This is a genomic window from Desulfocurvus thunnarius (genome assembly GCF_055390965.1).
In genome coordinates this window covers 2,521,645-2,539,513 of sequence record NZ_AP042411.1, presented here as the reverse complement: position 1 = coordinate 2,539,513, position 17,869 = coordinate 2,521,645, and the positions used below count along the sequence as shown (strand labels likewise).

The window sequence follows — 17,869 nt, the reverse complement described above, 5'->3', positions numbered from 1 at the left end:
AATCGGGCGGAGAAAAAACGTCCTTCGGCTGCCGCCGCCCGCCACATGCGGCTCTTTGCCTGCCAGCCCTTGCGTGCCACATCCTCTCTGCCACATCTTGCCTGCCCCCCTCACTTGCCGCCCCGGCTCAGGGCCTGGCGCCAGCGCAGCGCCCGGCGCAGGGCGCCGTAGAGCGCGCGACGCCGCTGCTGCCCGAAGTGCAGGGCGCAGGCGGCCAGCAGCGCGAGGTCGTCCGCCCCCGTCCCGCCCAGAGCGTCCGGGGTGCCCTCTGCCCGGGCGGCCTCGCGGGCCAGGGCCGAGCGACGATACTGCCGCCACACGGCGAGCCCCTCCCCGGCCTGGGCCCGGCAGACCATGCGCCAGTGCCAGCCCAGGCGCCGGGCAAAGGCCCGGGCCTCGAAGACTCCCGTGGCCGCGTCGGCCGCCGCCAGCCCCAGCAGCCAGGCCTCGGCGGCGTCGCGGAAGCCGGACCCGGCGGGCACCTCGGCGGTGGCCCAGTGGGCCGTGCTGATCCGGTGGTGCAGGGCCAGGGCCTCGCCCTCGGGATGCAGGCCCAGGCGACCCAGCACGGCGGCCTGGGTGCGCATGTACCATTGCCTGCGCACGTCGTCGGCGCGCACGGCGCCCATCTGCCCGCCGTGAACCCGGTAGCGCAGCACCACTTCGGGCAGGTTGTCCAGGGCGTGGCGCGCGGACAGGGCGGCCCACAGCGCGTAGTCCTCGCCGTAGGCGTTGGCCTCGTCGTAACCGCCCTGGGCCTCGACCACCGCGCGGCGGAACATCACCGCCGGGTGCGCGATGGGGTTCACGAAGGGCATGGCCGCCGCCACGGCGGCCGGACCCACGGGATAGCGCCAGACGTTGCCCCGGGCCTGACCGAAGGTGCGCACGAACCCGCCCAGCACGGCCACTTCGGGGTGGGCGTCCAGGTAGGCCGCCTGCCGTTCCAGCCGCAGGGGCAGGGCCAGGTCGTCGGCGTCCATGCGCGCCACCAGGGGCGCGCGGGCCAGGGCCAGCCCCGCGTTGAGGGCGGCGGGCAGGCCCCGGTTCTCCTGGCGCAGGACGCGCACCCGCGCGTCCTGCGCCGCCATGCGCTCCACGACGGCCCCGGAGCCGTCCGTGGACCCGTCGTCCACCACCACGACCTCCAGCTCGCCCAGGCTCTGGGTCAGGATGGACTCCAGGCTGGCCCGCACGTAAGGCGCGGCGTTGTACACCGCCATGAGCACGCTGACGCGCGGAGTGGCGCTCGAAGCCGTGCGCGCGGTCATGGCCGGGCCTCCGCGTTTTCCGCGCTCCCGGCGCTCCCCTTGCCGTTCGGGGCCGCCCCGCCCAGCACGCGGCGGAAGATGTCCTCGTGGCGCGAGACCCAGGCCGTGGCGGAAAAACGCTCCACGGCCCGGGCCCGGGCCGCCGCGCCGCAGGCCCCCAGGCGCGGGGCCAGAGCCTCCACGGCCCGGGCCATGGCCCCGGCTTCGGGAGCGTGGTCGCGCTCGTAGTCGTCCTCGGGCACGGGCAGCAGCACGCCGCCCTCCTCGCCCAGCAGTTCGGGCAGCCCCCCGCTGCGCGAGGCCACCACCGGCAGCCCGCAGGCCATGGCCTCGATGGGCACCGTGGGGCACGGGTCGTTGTATTTGGTATGCAGCAGGATGTGATGCGCGCAGTACAGCGCCGGGGCGTCCTCCTGGCGGAAGGGCGGGGCGAAGGTCACCAACCCCTCGACACCCAGCTCCCGGGCGTCGCGGGCGGCCTCCTCGGCGCCGCCGGGCCAGTGGCAGCGGCCGGCCACGGTCAGGCGCGCGGCAAAGCCCCGGGCGGCCAGGGCCGCTAGGCATTCCAGGGCCGAGCGCACGCGGTACGGCGCCTGATGCGTGCCCGCCAGCAGCAGGCGGCAGGGAGCGCCCTCCTCCGGGCCGGGCACGGCCCCGGGCGCGGGGCGGAAGGCGTCGGTGTCCACACAGTTGTGGACCACGGCGAAGGGCGCGGCGCAGGGCCCCAGCCAGCGCAGGGCCGAGCGGCGGCAGAACTCGCTTTGGAAAACCACGAAATCCGCGCTGGCGAAGCAGCGGCGCATGGGCGCGTTGGTGTACTCGTAGGCCGGGCCCGCCCAGGCCGGGTAGGCCACACCGTTCTGGTTCCAGACCAGCCGGGCCCCGTTGGCCCGGGCGCGGCGGATATGGCCCATGGCCGCCGGGGGCATGGCGCTGCTAACCATGTAGAGCAAGTTGAAGCGTTCCTCGTCCACGGCGAAGCGCCGCCGCAGGTGGACCAGCTTCACCCGCCCGCCGTGAATCAGGGCCCCGGGCCCGGGCAGGGCTCCCGCGAAGGAGAGCACCGGCTCCCCCGCCGGGGGGCTGAAACGCGTACGGGCCATGCGTTGTTCCACAATGCGGTCGCGGACCGCGCGGGCCAGCCCGCGCAGACGGTATCCCAGGCTCATGCTCCGGGCCTCCGAAGGCTCCGCCCCAGGCGGCGGAGCAGGCTTTGGGCGGTGATGTTTCCCAGCACGAGGCGCATCCGCCAGCGGGCGAGCGCCAGGCGCCAGGGGGCCGGAGCCTTGGCCGCGCCCCGGGCGGCCTCCCCGGCCAGGGCCAGGTAGTCCCCGGCCAGGGCCTCGATGCGCGGCGGGGCCAGCCGGGCCCGGTAGTCGCCCAGGCGCGCGGCCACGGCCTCTATGGCCGCCACGGCTTCGGCGGGGTCGTCGAAGACCTCGCCCGCGCCGCCCACCAGCTCGGGGTGCCCCCCCGAGCGGCGGACCACGGCGGGCAGCCCGCAGGCCATGGCCTCCAGCAGGGCGTTGGAGCACGGGTCGTTGCGGCTGCCCGCCACGTAGATGTCGCACCCGCGCAGCACCCCGGCCAGGGCCACGCTGCCCTGGGGCGGCAGGTGGCGGATGTTGACGAAAGCCGAGGGCGCGTTGCCCACGAACAGCATCTCGAAACGCGAAAAGTCCAGGGCCCGGTCCAGGTGGGCGTACACGTCGAAACCCTTGTTGGGGTTGGCCGACCAGCTTGTGGCCACCAGCCGTATCCGGCGCTCCGGAGCCGGGGCCTGTTCCGGCGTCCGCTCCGGCGCGGGGTGGAACAGCTCCGGGTCCGGCGCGTTGCCGATGATCCGCCAGCGCCCGGGCGGGCGCATGCCCAGGGCCAGATTGCCCTCGCGGCTGTAGCGGCTCTGGAAGACCGTCGCATCGGCCAGCAGGTGGTTCAGGTGGTGGATGAGCCGGTCCACGGCGCGGTCGCGCCCGCGGTAGGACGAGATGGGGCCGTCCAGGCGGTGCAGCAGGGGCAGGCCGGGCCGGGCGGCCTTGAGGGCCAGCACCTCCCCGGCCACGTTGTAGCTGTCGAACAGCGCGGCGTCGGCCTCGGCCGGGGTTTCGGCGTAGGCTCCCCGGCGGCGCAGCTCGGCGCGCAGGGCCTTCAGGAACTGGTTGCACCCGCCCCAGGGCCCGTCCACGAAGGGGAACAGGATGTGCAGTTTCACAGGGCCTCCAGCCAGCCGCGCAGGCGCCGGGCCCAGAGGTGCACGTCGTAGGCCGCACGCACGGCGGCGGGGTCCGCGCTGAGGCCGCGCAGGGCCGCGAGAGCCGCCGCCGGGTCGTCGCCGTGGTCTTCCAGGAAGCTGACCGCCGCGAAATCCCGGGCCATGAGCTCGTAGGACGGCAGGCGGTTGGCGATGACCGGGATGCCCAGCACGGCAAAGGCCAGGGCCTTGAAGGAGCTGTTGTTGCGCGTGTAGGTGGATTCCAGGGTCCGCGGCAGGAAGGCCGCGTCGCAGCGCAGCAGCTCGGCCGGGAAGGTCGCGTGGCGCCAGCGGGCGAAGGTGTAGCGGAAGGGCAGCGCGGGCGGCGCCTCGCTGACGACCAGCAGCCTGCCGTCCAGGAATTCGCCATACGGCGCCAGGAACGAGGCCTTGTGCGCCACGCCGGACCAGCCGAAAAGCGGCGCGTCCAGGTTCGGCTCGGCCCGCCCGGCGAAGTGCTCCATGTCCACGGGGTCGGGCATGACGAAGACGTTGGCGTTGAAGCGCCGCGCGCTTTCGGCGATGCCCTCGGTGGTCACGCACAGGCCGTGGGCCAGCCCGGCGATCTCGCGGGCGCAGGCCACCTGCTCGGCGTCGGCGGCCTCGTGGCGGTCGAAATAGTCCACGCAGGTGTCCCAGACCACGCGCCCGGCGATGCGGCGCAGCAGGCGCACGGTGCGCACCGCCCCCCGGCGCATGCCCCGGTGGTAGACGGCCACGTCGTAGCGGCGCAGGGGGTTGTTCAGGTGTACCTCGCACCCGGCGGCCCGCAGGGGTTCGAGCATCTGCAGCGCCCGGATCCACAGCGCGGACTGCACGCGGTCGTAGTCGCGCCGCAGGGCGGGGATGAACAGGCCCAGGCGCAGGGGGCGGCCCCCAAGGGACGGACGCGGGGCGCTCATGGCCGCACCTCTTCCCCGGCCAGCCCGGCGCCGGGCCGCGCATACACCGGCAGGGCCCCCGCCAGCAGGGACCGGGGGTTGTACACCGCAAGACGCACCCCGCGCCGGGCCAGCAGGTCCGCCCAATGCCCGAAAAGGCCGATCACGCCGTCGGCCATGTTGTGGCGGTCGGTGGCCGTGGCGCCGCGCATGCGGTCGCCGTCGCGGGTTTCGTCGTGCTCCAGCCAGAAATAACGCCGGTCGTAAAGGTCCACGCCCACGAGGACTATCTCGGTGAAGCCCAGCAGGGCGCCGAGGTCCACACAACAACTCAGGGTGCCCGCGCCCGCCGCGAGGCCCTGGGAAAAGTCCGTGGACGGCGGCCCGGGCACGCCCTTGTCGCGCACGCGGAACTCGAAGACCGGGAACTTGCGCGGCAAAAGCCCCAGGCCCACCAGCCGGTTGTAGTTGATGCCCCGCAGGCCGCCCTGGGCGATGAGCGCCGCGCCGTCGTAATGGCCATTGGTTCCGAGCAGCCGGGCATACTCCTCCAGCCGGGGCCGCCAGATGGCCGGGTCTTCGTCGTTGGGCGCCACCTCCTTGAAGAGGTGGAAATCCACGCGCACGAAGTCCTGGTGTACGAACCAGTTGAAGCTCATGGTCTGGTGGCGCTCCATGTGCCGCCATTCGGCGGGGGTCACGTCGCGCACGGAGTAGCCCGAGCCGAGGACGAACAGCGTGCCGCCGCGCGCCCGGGCCTTCAGGGCGGCGGCGTCGAGGCGCTGGCGGCCGCCCCGGCGCAGGCGGGCCAGGGCCGCGTAGCGGAACAGGTCGCACGTCAGGCGGGGGCGCCGGGCGTAGGCCGCCAGCAGGCCCGCCGTCCGGCGCAGGGCGCCGGGGGTCGTGGAGGTCATGGGTGCTCCTGTGCCGCCAGAATGGCCTCGCACAGCATGAGGTCGAGCCGGGTATCCACGTCCACCGAACGCTCGGCGGGCATGACCCAGCCCAGAGTCTCTTCCGTCAGCAGGGCTCCGCGCCGACGGACCTGCTCCACGCTGGCCACGTAGACCGCGCCGTTCAGGGCGTAGGCCGGGGCCAGGTCCTGGCGGCGCGTGCCCAGGGCCTCCCAGCCCAGCAGGGGCTCCACGCGCCGCCCGTGCAGGCGGAACATCCAGTTGGGCTGCTTGGCCGCCGGGGCCAGGGTCGTGGCGCTGGGCGCCCCGTGATCCAGGCACAAGCGGATGCAGGCCGTGATGTCCTCGCTCACGCGCAGCGGCGAGGTCGGTTGCAGGCAGACCAGATAGTCGTATGCCCCGCCCACGGCCTCCAGGGCGTGCAGCAGGGCGGCGACCATGGGCGTGTCGTCGGCGGCCAGGGCCGCCGGGCGCGTGAAGGGGACATCCAGCCCGCAGGCCCGGCCCACGGCCATGATCTGCGGGTCGTCCGTGGACAGGACCGTGCGGTCCAGCAGCGGGCAGCCCAGGGCGGCCCGGGCCGTCCATTCCAGCAACGGGCGGCCCGCCAGGGGCATGACGTTCTTGCCCGGCAGGCCTTTGGAGCCGCCCCGGGCCGGAACCACGGCCAGAAAGCGAGGAGACGCGGGCGCCATGGCTACCTCGGGAACAGGGTGTGGATGTCGCGGTTGGCGGCCTCGAAATCCGAAAGCCGGCCGATGTCCAGCCAATAGTCGTGCATGGTGTAGGCCGCCACGCGCTCCCCGGCGTTCAGAAAATCACCGAGCAGGGTCGGCATGTCGTAGAACTCGCCCTGGGGCACGCGGGCCAGGCCGCGCGGCTCGATGACGTAGATGCCCGCGCTGACGAGATATTTCAGCACCGGCTTTTCTTCCAGGGCGCGCACGAGGCCGCCCTCGGCGCGCGCGACGCCGAAGGGCACCTGGACCTCGTATTCGCGCAGGCACATGGTGGCCACCCCGCCCTGGGCCTCGTGGTGGTCCAGCAGGGCGCCGAGGTTCACGTTGGTCAGCACGTCGCCGTTCATGACCACCACCGGCCGCTCCTGCGGCGGCAGCAGGGACAGGGCCCCCGCCGTGCCCAGGCGCTCGCGCTCGCGCAGGTAGGTGATGTCGACGCCCAGGGCCGAACCGTCGCCGAAGCGCTCCTGGATCATCTCGCCCTTGTAGTTGATGCACAGGTAGAAACGGTGCAGCCCGTGGGCCGCCGCGTTGCGGATGATGGTTTCCAGCAGGGGCCGGTCGCCCACCGGGAGCAGGGGTTTCGGGCAGTCCTGGGTCAGGGGCCGCAGGCGCGTGCCCAGGCCCCCGGCCATGATGACCATTGCGTTGTCGCGCAGGCCCAGGCGCAGCACGTCCATGTCCGTCCACAGGCCGACCACGCGGCCCTGGCCGTCCACCATGGGTACCTGGCGCACCCGCCGGGCGCGCATCATGGCCAGGGCCTCGTCGCGCGAGAGCGCCGCGTCGGCGCGGATCGGCGTACGGTTCATGGCCAGGGCCACGGGCGCGTCCAGCCCCTGCCCGCCGAGCAGCGCGCGGCGAATGTCGCCGTCGGTGACCGTGCCGAGCAGCGTGCGCGCGCCGTCCACCACCAGAAGAATCTGCATGGCCGAGCCGTCCAGGATGCCCATGGCTTCCAGCAGGGGCATGTCGGCGGAAACAAGAATCTTTTCCCAGGCGTTCACGAGTGGTCCTCCCCCCGGCCCGCCCGCGCGGGCTCCAGGTCGTAAAACGGCTTCATCAGGGCTCCGTCCAGCCCGGCTCCGGCCAGCACGTCCACGATGCGCGCGGCGGTGTCCCGCCCGGCATAGGGGTTCTCGCGCCGGGCGGCCAGGGCGCGCACGGGCGGCGAGAGCACCTCGGCCAGCCCCCGGGCGATGGCCCCGGGCTCCGCCGCGCAGTGCAGCACGCTGGGGGCGCGCACGCGCCCGCGCTGGCGCTCGCCGATGTCCAGGGTCGGCACCCCCAGGGACGGCGCCTCGATGATGCCGCTGGACGAGTTGCCGACCACGGCCGCCGCGTGGTGCACGGCCTCCAGGTAGCGCGCCGAGCCCAGGGAGGCGAAGGCCGCCGCCCGGCCCCGCCGCCCGGCCACGAAGGCGGCGGTCATGGCGTTGATGGCCCCGCCGCCCGGGTCCGCATTGGCCCCGGTGAAGACCACCTGCATCCCCCCGCCCAGGCCCTCCAGGGCTTCCAGCAGGGCCCCGAACTCGGCGGCCGCGCCGCCGGGGTTCAGGGTCACGGGGTGGTGGGTGACCATGAGGTAGGGCAACCCGGGGTCCAGCCCCAGGTCGGCCGCCACGGCCCCGCGCGGCCTGGGCGCAAGCCGCGCGATGTTCTCCACGCCCAGGGCCCCGACATTGAACACGCGCTCCGGAGCCTCGCCGAGCTGGATCACCCGGCGACGGTAGGCCTCGGTGCTGGTGAAATGCAGCAGGCTCATCTTGGTCACGGCGTGGCGCGCGGCCTCGTCCACGGCGCCGAAGGTCGCCTCGCCGCCGTGGATGTGCGCCACGGGCACGGCGCTGACCAGACAGGCCGAGGCCATGGTCAGCGTCTCGAAGCGGTCGCCCAACAGGACCACGAGGTCCGGACGCAGCCGGGCCAGCTCCTGGCCGTAGCCGATAAGCCCCAGGCCCATGGCCGAGCAGGTGCCCCGGGCGCTGTCCGAATCCAGGAGCATCTCCACCCGCGCGTCGATGGCGAAGCCGTCGGCCTCGATCTCGCCCACGGTCATGCCGTGGGCCGGGGACAGATGCGCCCCGCTCGCCAGCACCTGCAGGCGCACGTCCGCGCGCTCCCGCAGGCCCCGCAGCACCGGCCGCAGCAGCCCGTACTCGGCCCGCGTGGCCGTGAAGACCAGAATCGTGCGCATCAGCGCGCCTCCCGCGTGAAAGTCCGCGTCACCATGCCCGGCCCGGCCGCGCCATGACGGCAGGTGCTCATTGCCCGTCCACCTCGGCCGCGTCAATGGGTTCGTCCGGGGCGTAGTCGCGCCCGGCGGGGCGGCCCACAAGCGCGTCCCACAGCAGGGGCGAGAGGCCCGTGGCCGGGCGCTTGCAGGCCAGGGCCGCCTCGGTGAAGGCCTCGCCCCGGGCGATGGGCCGCGCGGCCACGATGCTCTTGCGCACGCGCTCGCGGTTGGCCAGCTCGCTGGGCATGGGCCGCTTGATGCCGTCGCCCAGGGCCAGTTCCACGGCGCGCACCGAGCGCACCAGTTCAGCCAGTTCGTCCGGCTCCAGAGAGGCCTGATGGTCCGGCCCGGGCAGGGTGCGGTCCAGGGTAAAGTGTTTCTCCACCAGCCGCGCGCCCAGGGCCGCCGCGGCGACGGACACGGCGATGCCCCGGGTGTGGTCCGAGTAGCCCGTGGCCACGCCGAAATGTCGGCCCATGGCCGCCATGGCCCGCAGGTTCACCTCGGCCAGGGGCGCCGGATATTCCGTGGTGCAGTGCAGCACCACCACGGCCTCGCGCGGGGTGCCCGCCGCGGCCAGCACGTCCAGGGCCCGGCCGACCTCTTCCAGCTCGGCCATGCCCGTGGACAGGACCACCCGCCGCCCCAGGGCGCCCACCCGGCGCAGGTAGGGCACATTGGTGATCTCCCCCGAGGGGATCTTGAACAGCTCCATGCCCAGGCCCGCCAGCAGGTCCACGCTTTCCAGGTCGAAGGGCGTGGACAGGAACAGGACGGCGCGCTCCCGGCAGCGCTCCAGCAGGGCCCGGTGGGCGGCCTCGTCCAGCTCCAGGCGGCGCAGCATGTCGAGCTGGCCGCCCGCGCCGTCGTTCGCGGCCTGATAGTCGGCCTTGGCCGCCCGGGCCGTGGCCAGGGCCTCGGCCCGGAAGGTCTGGAACTTCACGGCGTCGGCCCCGGCCCGGGCCGCCGCGTCCACCAGCTCCAGGGCCCGGCCCAGGTCGCCGTTGTGGTTCACCCCCGCCTCGGCCACCAGCAGCACCGGGCCCGCGTTCCAGTCGCTCGCCACGCTCATGCCCCGCCCCCGCTCAGATGTTGTAGGCAAAGGGTTTGTAGGCCGCGAAGTTCGCCGGTTCGCGGAACCAGGCCACGGTCTTTTCCAGCCCGCGCCGGAAGCCGTCCAGCCCGCCGTGGGTCGGGGTCCAGCCCGTCAGTTCGCGGGCCAGGGCGTTGGCGGCGAACAGCCGCTCCACCTCGCTGCGCTCGGGGCGCAGGCGCTGGTCGTCCTGGCGGATGGTCACCTCGGCGCCCATGACCTCGGCGATGAGCCGCGCGGTGTCGCCGATGCCGACCTCGAAGCCCGAGCCGATGTTGACCGTCTCGCCGAGGGTGCGCGGCGATCCGGCCACGGCCAGAAAGCCTTCCACCGTGTCGGCCACGTAGTTGAAGTCCCGCGTGGGGTGCAGGGAGCCGAGCTTCAGCTCCCGCGCGCCCGCCAGAATCTGGGTGATGATGGTCGGAATCACCGCCCGGGCCGACTGGCGGGGGCCGTAGGTGTTGAAGGGCCGGGCGATGCTCACCGGCAGGCCGAAGGAGGCGAAGAACGAGAAGGCCAACTGGTCCGCCGCGATCTTGGTGGCCGAATAGGGCGACTGGCCGCGCAGGGGATGGCCCTCGTCGATGGGCACGTAGCGCGCCGTTCCGTAAACTTCCGAGGTCGAGGTATGCACCAGCCGCTCCACGTCCAGGTCGCGGCAGGCCTGGAGCACGTTCAGCGTGCCCTTGACGTTGGTGTCCACGTAGGCGTCGGGCGAATGGTAGGAGAAGGGAATGGCGATGAGCGCCGCGAGGTGGAACACCGTGTCGCAGCCCTTGACCGCCGTGCGCATGCCGTTCGGGTCGCGCACGTCTCCGGCGAAGATGTCCATCGCGTCGCGCAGTTCCTTGGGCGAACGGTCGAGCCAGCCCAGGGAGTTGAAGGAGTTGTAGAACACGAAGGCCCGCACGCGGTAGCCCCGGCGCACCAGCTCCTCGGCCAGATGCGAACCGATGAAGCCGTCGGCCCCGGTCACAAGAACGTTTTTCATGGATGGTGCTCCTCTTCCTCCAGCGCGGCGAGCAGGTCATGCACGCGCCGGTCGATGGTGTGGTGGCGCATGGCGTGGGCATGGGCCCGCTCGACCATGGCCCGGCGGCCCGGCTCGTCGCCCAGGCGGTCCAGAACCTCGTCGAGGTTCGAGAGGTCGCGGCGGACCTCGATGTAATGCTCCCCGGGGGTGAGCAGGCCGTTGTAGTGTCCTTCGAGCAATATCTGCCCCGTGCGGGTGCCGATGGCGTCGAAATGGCGCGACGAGATGCACTTGCCGCAGACGGCCCCGGCGGCGGGCCCGGCAAAGAAGCGGGCCTCGATCTCGGCGAAGGGCGCCTCGGGGTGCCCGGCCACGTAGGCGTTCACCGCCTGGCGCGTGCGGTCGTCGATGTCCAGCGCCGCCGCCCCGGCTTCGGTGGACACCGTGAAGCGGCAGGTGTTCAGAAACGCGGCCCAGCCGTCGCGGTCGAAGCGCCGGGCCGGGTCGTTGGTCACCAGCACGTCCGAGGCCAGGCCCCGCTCCAGGGCCCGGCGGTGCAGCAGGGTCAGGAACTCCTGGCGGGCCTGATCCCCGAGGTAGGCCGGGTAGACCGCCGAGCGGCAGCCGATGTCCAGCGGCCTGGGGCTGGGGCCGCTCCCGGTTTCGGGGCGCGAGGCGAAGGCGTGCTCGTTCAGGGCGTGGGGCATGGGCAGCACGCGCGCCGGGGACGCCGGTCCGTAGAGCGCCCGGGCGCTTTCCAGGGGCAACTGGGTGGTCACGTAGGCGCAGGACAGCCGCGCGGCCATGCCCAGCTTGTCGCGGAACAGGCGGTACTCGTTCTGCATGAAAAAGACGTTCCTGCGCCGCCCGGCCAGCCGCAGCCACGCCCCGAGCAGCGGCAGCAGCCTCCGTGAAATGCCGTAAAAAAACGAATAGCCGAAGACCACGTGGTCGCAGCGCGCCAGGGGCAGCCCGGCCAGGGCCCGGGCCTGGGCCAGGGTGCTGTGCGAGCCCAGGTTGGCCACCCGGGCTCCGGCGCGGGCAAAGGCGTCGGCATAGTCCTGGAAGTAGGACATGGTTACCGACGGCGCGAAGGCGCACAGATACAACACGCGCGGCGTCACTGCCCGTCCTCCTGCGGCCCCTGCGGGCCGGATGCTTCCCGTGTCGCGGCCATTCGCCTCTCCCTGCCCAAGAGGTACACGAAGGACAGCAGGTAGGCGAGGCCCACGATGACCTGCATGGCGAAACGGGCCACCACCAGCCCGAGGATGCCGTGGCCGAGGAGCGCCACGTACAGCCCGAACTGGAGCAACGGCTGGAACGCGCCCATGAAGTAGACGAAGCCCGTCTTCTGCTGGGCCTTCAGGATGTTGGAGAGCAGGGTCAGCGGCGCCAGCACGGACAGGGACAGCCACAGCCATTTGCCGTAGGGCACCGCCGCCACGTACTTGGCCGAAAACAGCAGGGGGATGAGCACCGGGAAGGCCGCGAAGCCCACCAGCCCGATGGCCACGAAGGCCGCGCCGATGCCCGGCAGGCGCGGCTTGATGGCCGCCCAGGCCCCGGCCACGGAGTCGGCCTTGTACATGTCCGGAGTCAGCATCTGGTTCACGATGCTGAAGATGGTGTTGAACTGCTGGGGAAAGACCAGGGCCACGGCGTAGACCGCCACGTCCTCCGGGCCCAGGCTGTCGCCCAGGAGCAGCTTGTCCGTGGCCAGCAGGCCCGTGGCCAGCAAGGCCACCGAGGTGTGCCAGCCGAAGCGGATGGACGCCGCGTCGCGCGTGGTGTTGCTGCGCTGGCGCAGGATGCCCGCGGCCAGGGCCACGGCCAGCAGCGCCTGGGGCGCCACGATGCAGGCCAGAAGCGCCGCCGGAGACGACGCCCCGGCCCACAGCGCCGCGCCCAGGCAGGCCAGTTGCGCCGCCGACAGGACGAACTGGGCCGCGAACAGCCGCTCGGTCAGCCCCCGGGCGTTCAGCCAGGAGTACGTCGTCGCGGCCATGATCCACGGCGCGAACAGCGCTGCCCCGACCAGCGTCGGCCAGAACAGTTCCGGCGAGTCGGCCCGCCAGTGGAAGGCCACCCCGGCCACGGCCACGGCGCCCGCGACCCCGGCCAGGAGCTTGGTGCGCAGCACCGGGGCGAGGTTGCCGTCGTAGCCCTTGGCCGCCGCGACGGCCATGCTCGACCCCATGCCCTGGAGGCAGAAGCCGCTGACGAAGGTCAGCAGCGCCAGCACCATCTGGTACCGGCCGTAGACCTCCATGGGCGCGCAGCGCGTCCACAGGATGGAGGTCAGGATGCCCAGGCCCACGGCGCCGTAGCGCAGCAGGAACAGGCTCCCGACCCGGCCCAGGCCCCCGGCGGGCCGACGGGACAGCATGGCGGCCATAATGCTTGCGCTCCGCGTCCCGGGCCGCCTCAGCGGGTGAACACCGGGCATTCGCCCGAGGCCAGCCGCTCGCGGATGCGCCGACAGACCAGCCCCACGCCCTCTTCCAGGCCCACCCGGGGCTCCACGCCCAAAAGCTCGCGCTGGCGGTCCAGCAGGGGCCGCTTGACCGGGGTCATCCGCCCGGGCTGCTCCACCAGCCGCAGCAGCGCCTTGTCCGCGCCCAGCTCGGCGCGGATCATCTCCGCAAGCTGCTCGATGGGCCGCACGTCGGGGTGGCCGATGTTGACCACCGCGTAGCGCTCCACCCGCGTGGCGGCCTCGATGGCCCGCACGGCGTCGGACACGTGCAGCCAGCCGCGCGCGCTGCCCTTGTGGACCTCGATGGGCCGCCCCAGGGCCAGATTCGTGGCGAAGCGGATCATGGCCGAACGGTGGTCGCCCAGGGTCTCCTCCTCGTCGTACATCATGAACGGCCGCAGGGAGACGGCCTTGAGCCCGTAGTTGGCCACCTCGTACTCCACCAGCTTTTCGCCCAGGAGCTTGGACAGGCCGTAGCGGTTGTTGGGGCAGGGGTCGGCGATGGCCTCGTCCATGGGGTTCACGCCCGGGCCGTAGATTTCGGAGGTGGAAAAGAAGACCAGCCGCGCGCCCACGCGCTTGGTCAGTTGCAGCACGTTGTTGATGCCGCCGAGGTTCGTGTCGATGGCCAGCCCGCTGGCCTGCTCGCAGGTCACGCGGCTGACCATGGCCGACAGCAGGAACACCACGTCGGGCTGCCAGTCGAACACCGGCAGCAGGTCCACCGGGTGGTTGATGTCGGCCATGATATAGTTGGGCCGCCAGCCGGGCTTGAGGTCCGTTTCCATGACCTCGTGCCCGCCGGCGCGCAGGTGCTTGACCAATGGCCCGCCGATGTTGCCTTCGGACCCGATGACCAATGCCTTCATAGCGTTCTCCCTTCTCGGTTCGGTTCGTTTTCAGCCCAGCAGCCGCCCAAGCGCCGCGGCGATGCGACCGGCGGCGTCGCCCCGGCCGTAGCCCGCCAGGGGCGCTCCCGGCGCACGGGCCGCGCGCGCGGCGGCGATGATGCGCCCGCCGTCCGCCCCGGTGAGCACGTTCCAGCCCTGCTCCACCGTCTCCACCCACTCGGTCTGGTCGCGCAGGGTCACGCACGGGCGGCCCAGGAAGCAGGCCTCCTTTTGCAGGCCGCCGCTGTCGGTAAGCACCACGCGGCACTCGGCCGCGAGGGCCATCATGTCCAGAAAACCCAGCGGCTCGACCACGCGCAGCCCCGGCCCGAAAGCGGGCAGCCCCAGGCCCGCCAGCCGCCCGCGCGTGCGCGGGTGCAGCGGCAGAACCACCGGCAGCTCCCGCGACAGGGCGTCCAGGGCACCGAAGACGGCCGAAAGCCGCGCGGGGTCGTCGGTGTTCTCGGCCCGGTGGACCGTACACAGGGCGTACTCTCCAGCCAGCCCCAGAGCCGCGCGCAGCCGCGCAGCCCGGCCCTCGGCCCGCGCCTGGGCCGCGAAACGCAGCACCGCGTCGTACATCACGTCCCCGGTCAGCAGCACGCGCACCGGCCTGTCGAAGGGGGCGTCCGTTCCTCCGGAGCCCCCGGCATCCCCGGCGTCGCGGACCCCCTCCGCCGCCAGGTTCTCCACCGCCGTCCGCGTCGGGCAGAACAGGATGTTTGCCGCATGGTCCGTGAGCACACGGTTCACTTCCTCGGGCATGCGCCGGTTGAAGCTGCGCAACCCGGCCTCCACGTGGGCCACCGGGATGTGCAGCTTGGCCGCCGCCAGCGCCCCGGCCAGGGTCGAGTTCGTGTCGCCGTAGACCAGCACCGCGTCCGGCCTCTCGGCCACGAGCAGCGCCTCCACGGCTTCCAGCATCCGCCCGGTCATGGCCCCGTGCGAGGTGCCGCCGAGGCCCAGATGATGCCCCGGGCGCGGAATGCCCATCTCCTCGAAAAACACCTGCGACATGTTGGCATCGAAATGCTGCCCGGTATGCACCAGCACCTCGTCGATCCCGCAGGCCGCCAGGGCGGCGCACACCGGCGCCGCCTTCACGAACTGGGGCCTGGCCCCCACCACGGTCAGTACCTTCACGCCCATGCCCGCCCCCTAGACGATCTTCCAGTTCGGCCGCCCCAGGAACACGTCGCGCTTGGCCGCGAATTCCCCGGGCGACACGATCATGATCCTGATCTTGCGGTTGATCTTGGCCTCCACCCCCGCGCGCGTGCCCTCCAGCAGCCCGCGCTTGGGGTCGCCCACGATGAGCAGGTCGATGATCCCCGAGTCGCGGCCCTCGGCGTAGTCGTCCAGGATGTACACCGCCTCGATGGGCGCCAGGGCGGTCATGACCTGCTCAACCACCCGGTCGATGCCCAGGTGCTTGCGCACGATGGAATGGATTTCCGGAAAAAAGGGATGGCGCGTGTTGGCCCGGAAGAACACCGAGCGCCCGCTCTGCTCGCGTTGCAGGTAGCCCGCGCCCGCGAGGCGGTCCAGCTCGTCCTTGATGGTCGCCGGGGCCACCTTGAACTCCGAGGCCAGCTCGCGCAGATAGCTGGAGACCCCCGGGTTCAGGAACAGCTTCACCAGCACCTGGATGCGCGTCTTGGAGGTGAACAACTCGGTCAGCATGCGGCCTTTCTGTTAGGGAAAAGCGAACGAACTGTCAAGAGGAGGACGCGGGCGCAGGGGGGACACAGGGTGGCGTGGCGGCCGCAGGCCGCCGGGAGAGAAGGCGGGGCTCCCCTTTTTCTCCGCGCCGGAAACGGATTCCCCCTGCCCCCTCTCCCCTGCTCCCTTCCTGGGAAATGCGCTTTGGGGGGAATTTTCAGCGCGGCAGCAGGCAAGGCTGCTGTGGAACAGACGGTGCGCCATGGCGGAATTCCGGGGGGAAGGAACAACGGAAGGAAACGGATGCCGGACCCCGGGGACTGTCCAGCAGGGTTTGCCATCGCGGCCGTTTTTGCTAGGATGGTGTCTTGTGGCAGGAGGCCCTTGCATGATCCGTATCGCAAACACCCTGCGGCCCGAGCGGCTGCGCCAGACCTCGCAGGTCTTCTTCGGCCCCGGCGGGGAATGCGGGGGGCGGTGCGCCCTGTCCGGGGTTCCGGCGCGCCACGCGCGCGCGGCCCCTCGCGCAACCGCCGAGCCTGAGCCCGCCTTCCTTGCCGCGCCCTTCCCCTTGTGCAGCCTCCCCCCAAAAGCAGCAGAGCCCGACCCCGCCGCCGGGCCGGGGTGCGCCCGTCGCCCGCGCGCCCGGCGCGACCCGGGGCAGGCGCCGCGCGCAAATCAGCCGGGACGGGCACCGCACCCGCAGGCACCGGCTTTCATGGCCCTGTCGCGCCGCGCGGGCGCCCGCACGGCAGGCACTCCCCACCCGGAGGCCCGGCCATGAGCGCCGCCGCGCCCATTCCCGTTCCCGGGCGGCGCCGGGCCATGCTGCGCGCCGGGCGCGACGTGCTGCTTTTCGCCCTGCTGCTGGCCGGGGCCGCCGCATTCCTGGCCTCGGGGGAACACGGCCTGGGCTACCACTGGAAGTGGTACCGCATCCCGCGCTACCTCGTGCAGGCCGCCGACGGCGCCTGGGCCCTCGGGCCCCTGCTGCGCGGGCTGCTGGTCACCTTCCAGATCGCGGCCCTGGCCCTGGTCCTGGCCCTGGTCTTCGGCCTGGGGGCGGCGGTGCTGCGCCTGTCGCGCTCCTTCACCGCCCGGCTGGTGGCGCGCGGCTACGTGGAAACCGTGCGCAACACTCCGCTGCTCACGCAGATTTTTTTCCTGTACTATGTGGCGGCGCCCGTGCTCGGGCTGGACGCCTTCGCCTCGGCGGTGCTGGCCCTGGCGCTGTTCGAGGGCGCTTACGCCGCCGAAATCTTCCGCGCGGGCATCCTGTCCGTGGACCGGGGGCAGTGGGAGGCCGCCCTGAGCACCGGCCTGACCCGCTGGCAGACCTACCGCCGCGTGATCCTGCCCCAGGCCGTGCGCCGCGTGCTGCCGCCGCTCACGGGGGTGGCCGTGTCCCTGGTCAAGGACTCGTCCCTGGCCAGCACCATCGCCATCTTCGAGCTGACCCAGCAGGGCAACATCATCGCCTCGGACACGTTCCTGGTCTTCGAGACCTGGTTCACCGTGGCCGCCATTTACCTGTGCGTGACCCTGCCGCTGTCCCTGGCGGCGGCGGGGCTTGAACGACGCCTGGGCACGGGGTGCTGACCGTGCCCGCCAGCGCCCCACCACCAGCCCCCGAGGAGGACTCCCCATGCGCCTCATCACCCTGACCCTGGCCGCCCTGGCCCTGGCCGTGGCCCTGGCCGCCCCCGCGGCCCCCGCAGCCGCGGGCGAAACGGGCGACACGCTGACCCGCGAAAGCGCGCTGACCGCCATCATGGAGCGCGGCGTGCTGCGCGTGGGCTTCGACACCTTCGTGCCCTGGGCCATGAAGGACAAGTCCGGCACCTTCATCGGCTTCGAAATCGACGTGGCCGAACGCTTCGCCAAGGACCTGGGTGTGCGCGTCGAACTGGTGCCCACGGCCTGGAAGGGCATCATCCCCGCCCTGCTGGCCGGCAAGTTCGACCTGCTCATCGGCGGCATGAGCATCCGCGCCGACCGCGCCCAGCAGGTCTACTTCTCCGCGCCCTACTACTTCTCGGGTCAGTCCATGGTCGCCAGCCGGGCCAAGGCCGGAAGCTTCACGACCATGGAGGACTTCAACGACCCCGCCGTGGTCATCGTCGCGCGCACGGGCACCACGGCCCAAAAGGCCCTGGAGGAACACTTCCCCAAGGCCCAGAAGCGCCTGTTCGACAAGGAGCCCCAGGCGCTCCAGGAGCTGCTCGCGGGCCGGGCCCACGCCTTCGTGAGCATGGCGCCCCTGCCCGCCCAGCAGGCCGCCGAGCACCCCGAGACCCTGTTCGTGCCCTTCGAGCGCAACCTGACCAACGAGCCCAACGGCATCGCCATGCGCAAGGGCGACCCGGACCTGCTGAACTACGTCAATAGCTGGATCGAACAGGTGCGCGGCGAGGGCTGGATCCAGGAGCGCTACCACTACTGGTTCCTGACCGCCGACTGGAAGGACCGCGTGGAATAA

General features: G+C 72.3%; 17 protein-coding genes. 2 read left to right on the top strand and 15 right to left on the bottom strand.

Going from position 1 to position 17,869, the window contains the following annotated elements:
• Nucleotides 1-110: 110 nt before the first annotated feature.
• From ACZ5KV_RS11045 to ACZ5KV_RS10975, 15 genes are all read right to left on the bottom strand, one after another.
• Entirely contained in the window at nucleotides 111-1,271 is a 1,161-nt protein-coding gene (locus ACZ5KV_RS11045) for a glycosyltransferase (RefSeq protein ID WP_464239356.1), read from the bottom strand.
• Nucleotides 1,268-2,440 carry a glycosyltransferase family 4 protein gene (locus ACZ5KV_RS11040; protein ID WP_464239355.1) on the bottom strand — a complete coding sequence of 391 codons (1,173 nt, stop codon included), beginning with the start codon at nucleotides 2,438-2,440 and terminating at the stop codon, nucleotides 1,268-1,270. Before ACZ5KV_RS11040 ends, ACZ5KV_RS11045 begins: the two co-directional genes overlap by 4 nt.
• Entirely contained in the window at nucleotides 2,437-3,483 is a 1,047-nt protein-coding gene (locus ACZ5KV_RS11035) for a glycosyltransferase (RefSeq protein WP_464239354.1), read from the bottom strand. The genes ACZ5KV_RS11040 and ACZ5KV_RS11035 overlap by 4 nt, the downstream gene beginning before the upstream one ends.
• A complete protein-coding gene (locus ACZ5KV_RS11030) occupies nucleotides 3,480-4,424 on the bottom strand; it encodes a glycosyltransferase family protein (protein ID WP_464239353.1) in 945 nt (314 codons plus the stop codon). Before ACZ5KV_RS11030 ends, ACZ5KV_RS11035 begins: the two co-directional genes overlap by 4 nt.
• Complete coding sequence (locus ACZ5KV_RS11025; protein WP_464239352.1) at nucleotides 4,421-5,317, bottom strand: hypothetical protein; 897 nt, start codon at nucleotides 5,315-5,317, stop codon at nucleotides 4,421-4,423. Before ACZ5KV_RS11025 ends, ACZ5KV_RS11030 begins: the two co-directional genes overlap by 4 nt.
• The gene (locus ACZ5KV_RS11020) at nucleotides 5,314-6,012 is read right to left on the bottom strand and encodes an acylneuraminate cytidylyltransferase family protein (protein WP_464239351.1); all 699 of its coding nucleotides are present in this window, start codon (nucleotides 6,010-6,012) and stop codon (nucleotides 5,314-5,316) included. Before ACZ5KV_RS11020 ends, ACZ5KV_RS11025 begins: the two co-directional genes overlap by 4 nt.
• 2 nt (nucleotides 6,013-6,014) lie before the next feature.
• Nucleotides 6,015-7,064: a nucleotidyltransferase family protein gene (locus tag ACZ5KV_RS11015; protein ID WP_464239350.1), complete on the bottom strand. Its 1,050-nt coding sequence runs from the start codon at nucleotides 7,062-7,064 to the stop codon at nucleotides 6,015-6,017.
• Nucleotides 7,061-8,254 (bottom strand): UDP-N-acetylglucosamine 2-epimerase, encoded by a 1,194-nt coding sequence (neuC, locus tag ACZ5KV_RS11010; protein ID WP_464239349.1) that lies wholly within the window; start codon nucleotides 8,252-8,254, stop codon nucleotides 7,061-7,063. The genes ACZ5KV_RS11015 and neuC overlap by 4 nt, the downstream gene beginning before the upstream one ends.
• Nucleotides 8,255-8,321: 67 nt before the next feature.
• The gene (gene neuB, locus ACZ5KV_RS11005) at nucleotides 8,322-9,365 is read right to left on the bottom strand and encodes an N-acetylneuraminate synthase (protein ID WP_464239348.1); all 1,044 of its coding nucleotides are present in this window, start codon (nucleotides 9,363-9,365) and stop codon (nucleotides 8,322-8,324) included.
• Nucleotides 9,366-9,378: 13 nt separating this feature from the next.
• A complete protein-coding gene (locus ACZ5KV_RS11000; RefSeq protein ID WP_464239347.1) occupies nucleotides 9,379-10,377 on the bottom strand; it encodes an NAD-dependent 4,6-dehydratase LegB in 999 nt (332 codons plus the stop codon).
• A complete protein-coding gene (locus ACZ5KV_RS10995) occupies nucleotides 10,374-11,483 on the bottom strand; it encodes a glycosyltransferase (RefSeq protein WP_464239346.1) in 1,110 nt (369 codons plus the stop codon). Before ACZ5KV_RS10995 ends, ACZ5KV_RS11000 begins: the two co-directional genes overlap by 4 nt.
• Nucleotides 11,480-12,757 carry a lipopolysaccharide biosynthesis protein gene (locus tag ACZ5KV_RS10990; protein WP_464239345.1) on the bottom strand — a complete coding sequence of 426 codons (1,278 nt, stop codon included), beginning with the start codon at nucleotides 12,755-12,757 and terminating at the stop codon, nucleotides 11,480-11,482. Before ACZ5KV_RS10990 ends, ACZ5KV_RS10995 begins: the two co-directional genes overlap by 4 nt.
• A 29-nt stretch (nucleotides 12,758-12,786) precedes the next feature.
• Nucleotides 12,787-13,707: an NAD-dependent epimerase/dehydratase family protein gene (locus tag ACZ5KV_RS10985; protein WP_464239344.1), complete on the bottom strand. Its 921-nt coding sequence runs from the start codon at nucleotides 13,705-13,707 to the stop codon at nucleotides 12,787-12,789.
• Between the two features lie 30 nt (nucleotides 13,708-13,737).
• Nucleotides 13,738-14,877 carry a non-hydrolyzing UDP-N-acetylglucosamine 2-epimerase gene (wecB, locus tag ACZ5KV_RS10980; protein WP_464239343.1) on the bottom strand — a complete coding sequence of 380 codons (1,140 nt, stop codon included), beginning with the start codon at nucleotides 14,875-14,877 and terminating at the stop codon, nucleotides 13,738-13,740.
• Nucleotides 14,878-14,886: 9 nt separating this feature from the next.
• Nucleotides 14,887-15,411, bottom strand: a complete 525-nt coding sequence (locus ACZ5KV_RS10975; RefSeq protein ID WP_464239342.1) for an ArsR family transcriptional regulator — start codon at nucleotides 15,409-15,411, stop codon at nucleotides 14,887-14,889.
• Between the two features lie 759 nt (nucleotides 15,412-16,170).
• On the opposite strand from ACZ5KV_RS10975, the gene ACZ5KV_RS10970 reads away from it, so the two are divergent.
• Both ACZ5KV_RS10970 and ACZ5KV_RS10965 read left to right on the top strand, forming a co-directional pair.
• A complete protein-coding gene (locus ACZ5KV_RS10970) occupies nucleotides 16,171-16,989 on the top strand; it encodes an amino acid ABC transporter permease (RefSeq protein ID WP_464239341.1) in 819 nt (272 codons plus the stop codon).
• Nucleotides 16,990-17,035: 46 nt separating this feature from the next.
• Nucleotides 17,036-17,869 (top strand): transporter substrate-binding domain-containing protein, encoded by an 834-nt coding sequence (locus ACZ5KV_RS10965; RefSeq protein WP_464239340.1) that lies wholly within the window; start codon nucleotides 17,036-17,038, stop codon nucleotides 17,867-17,869.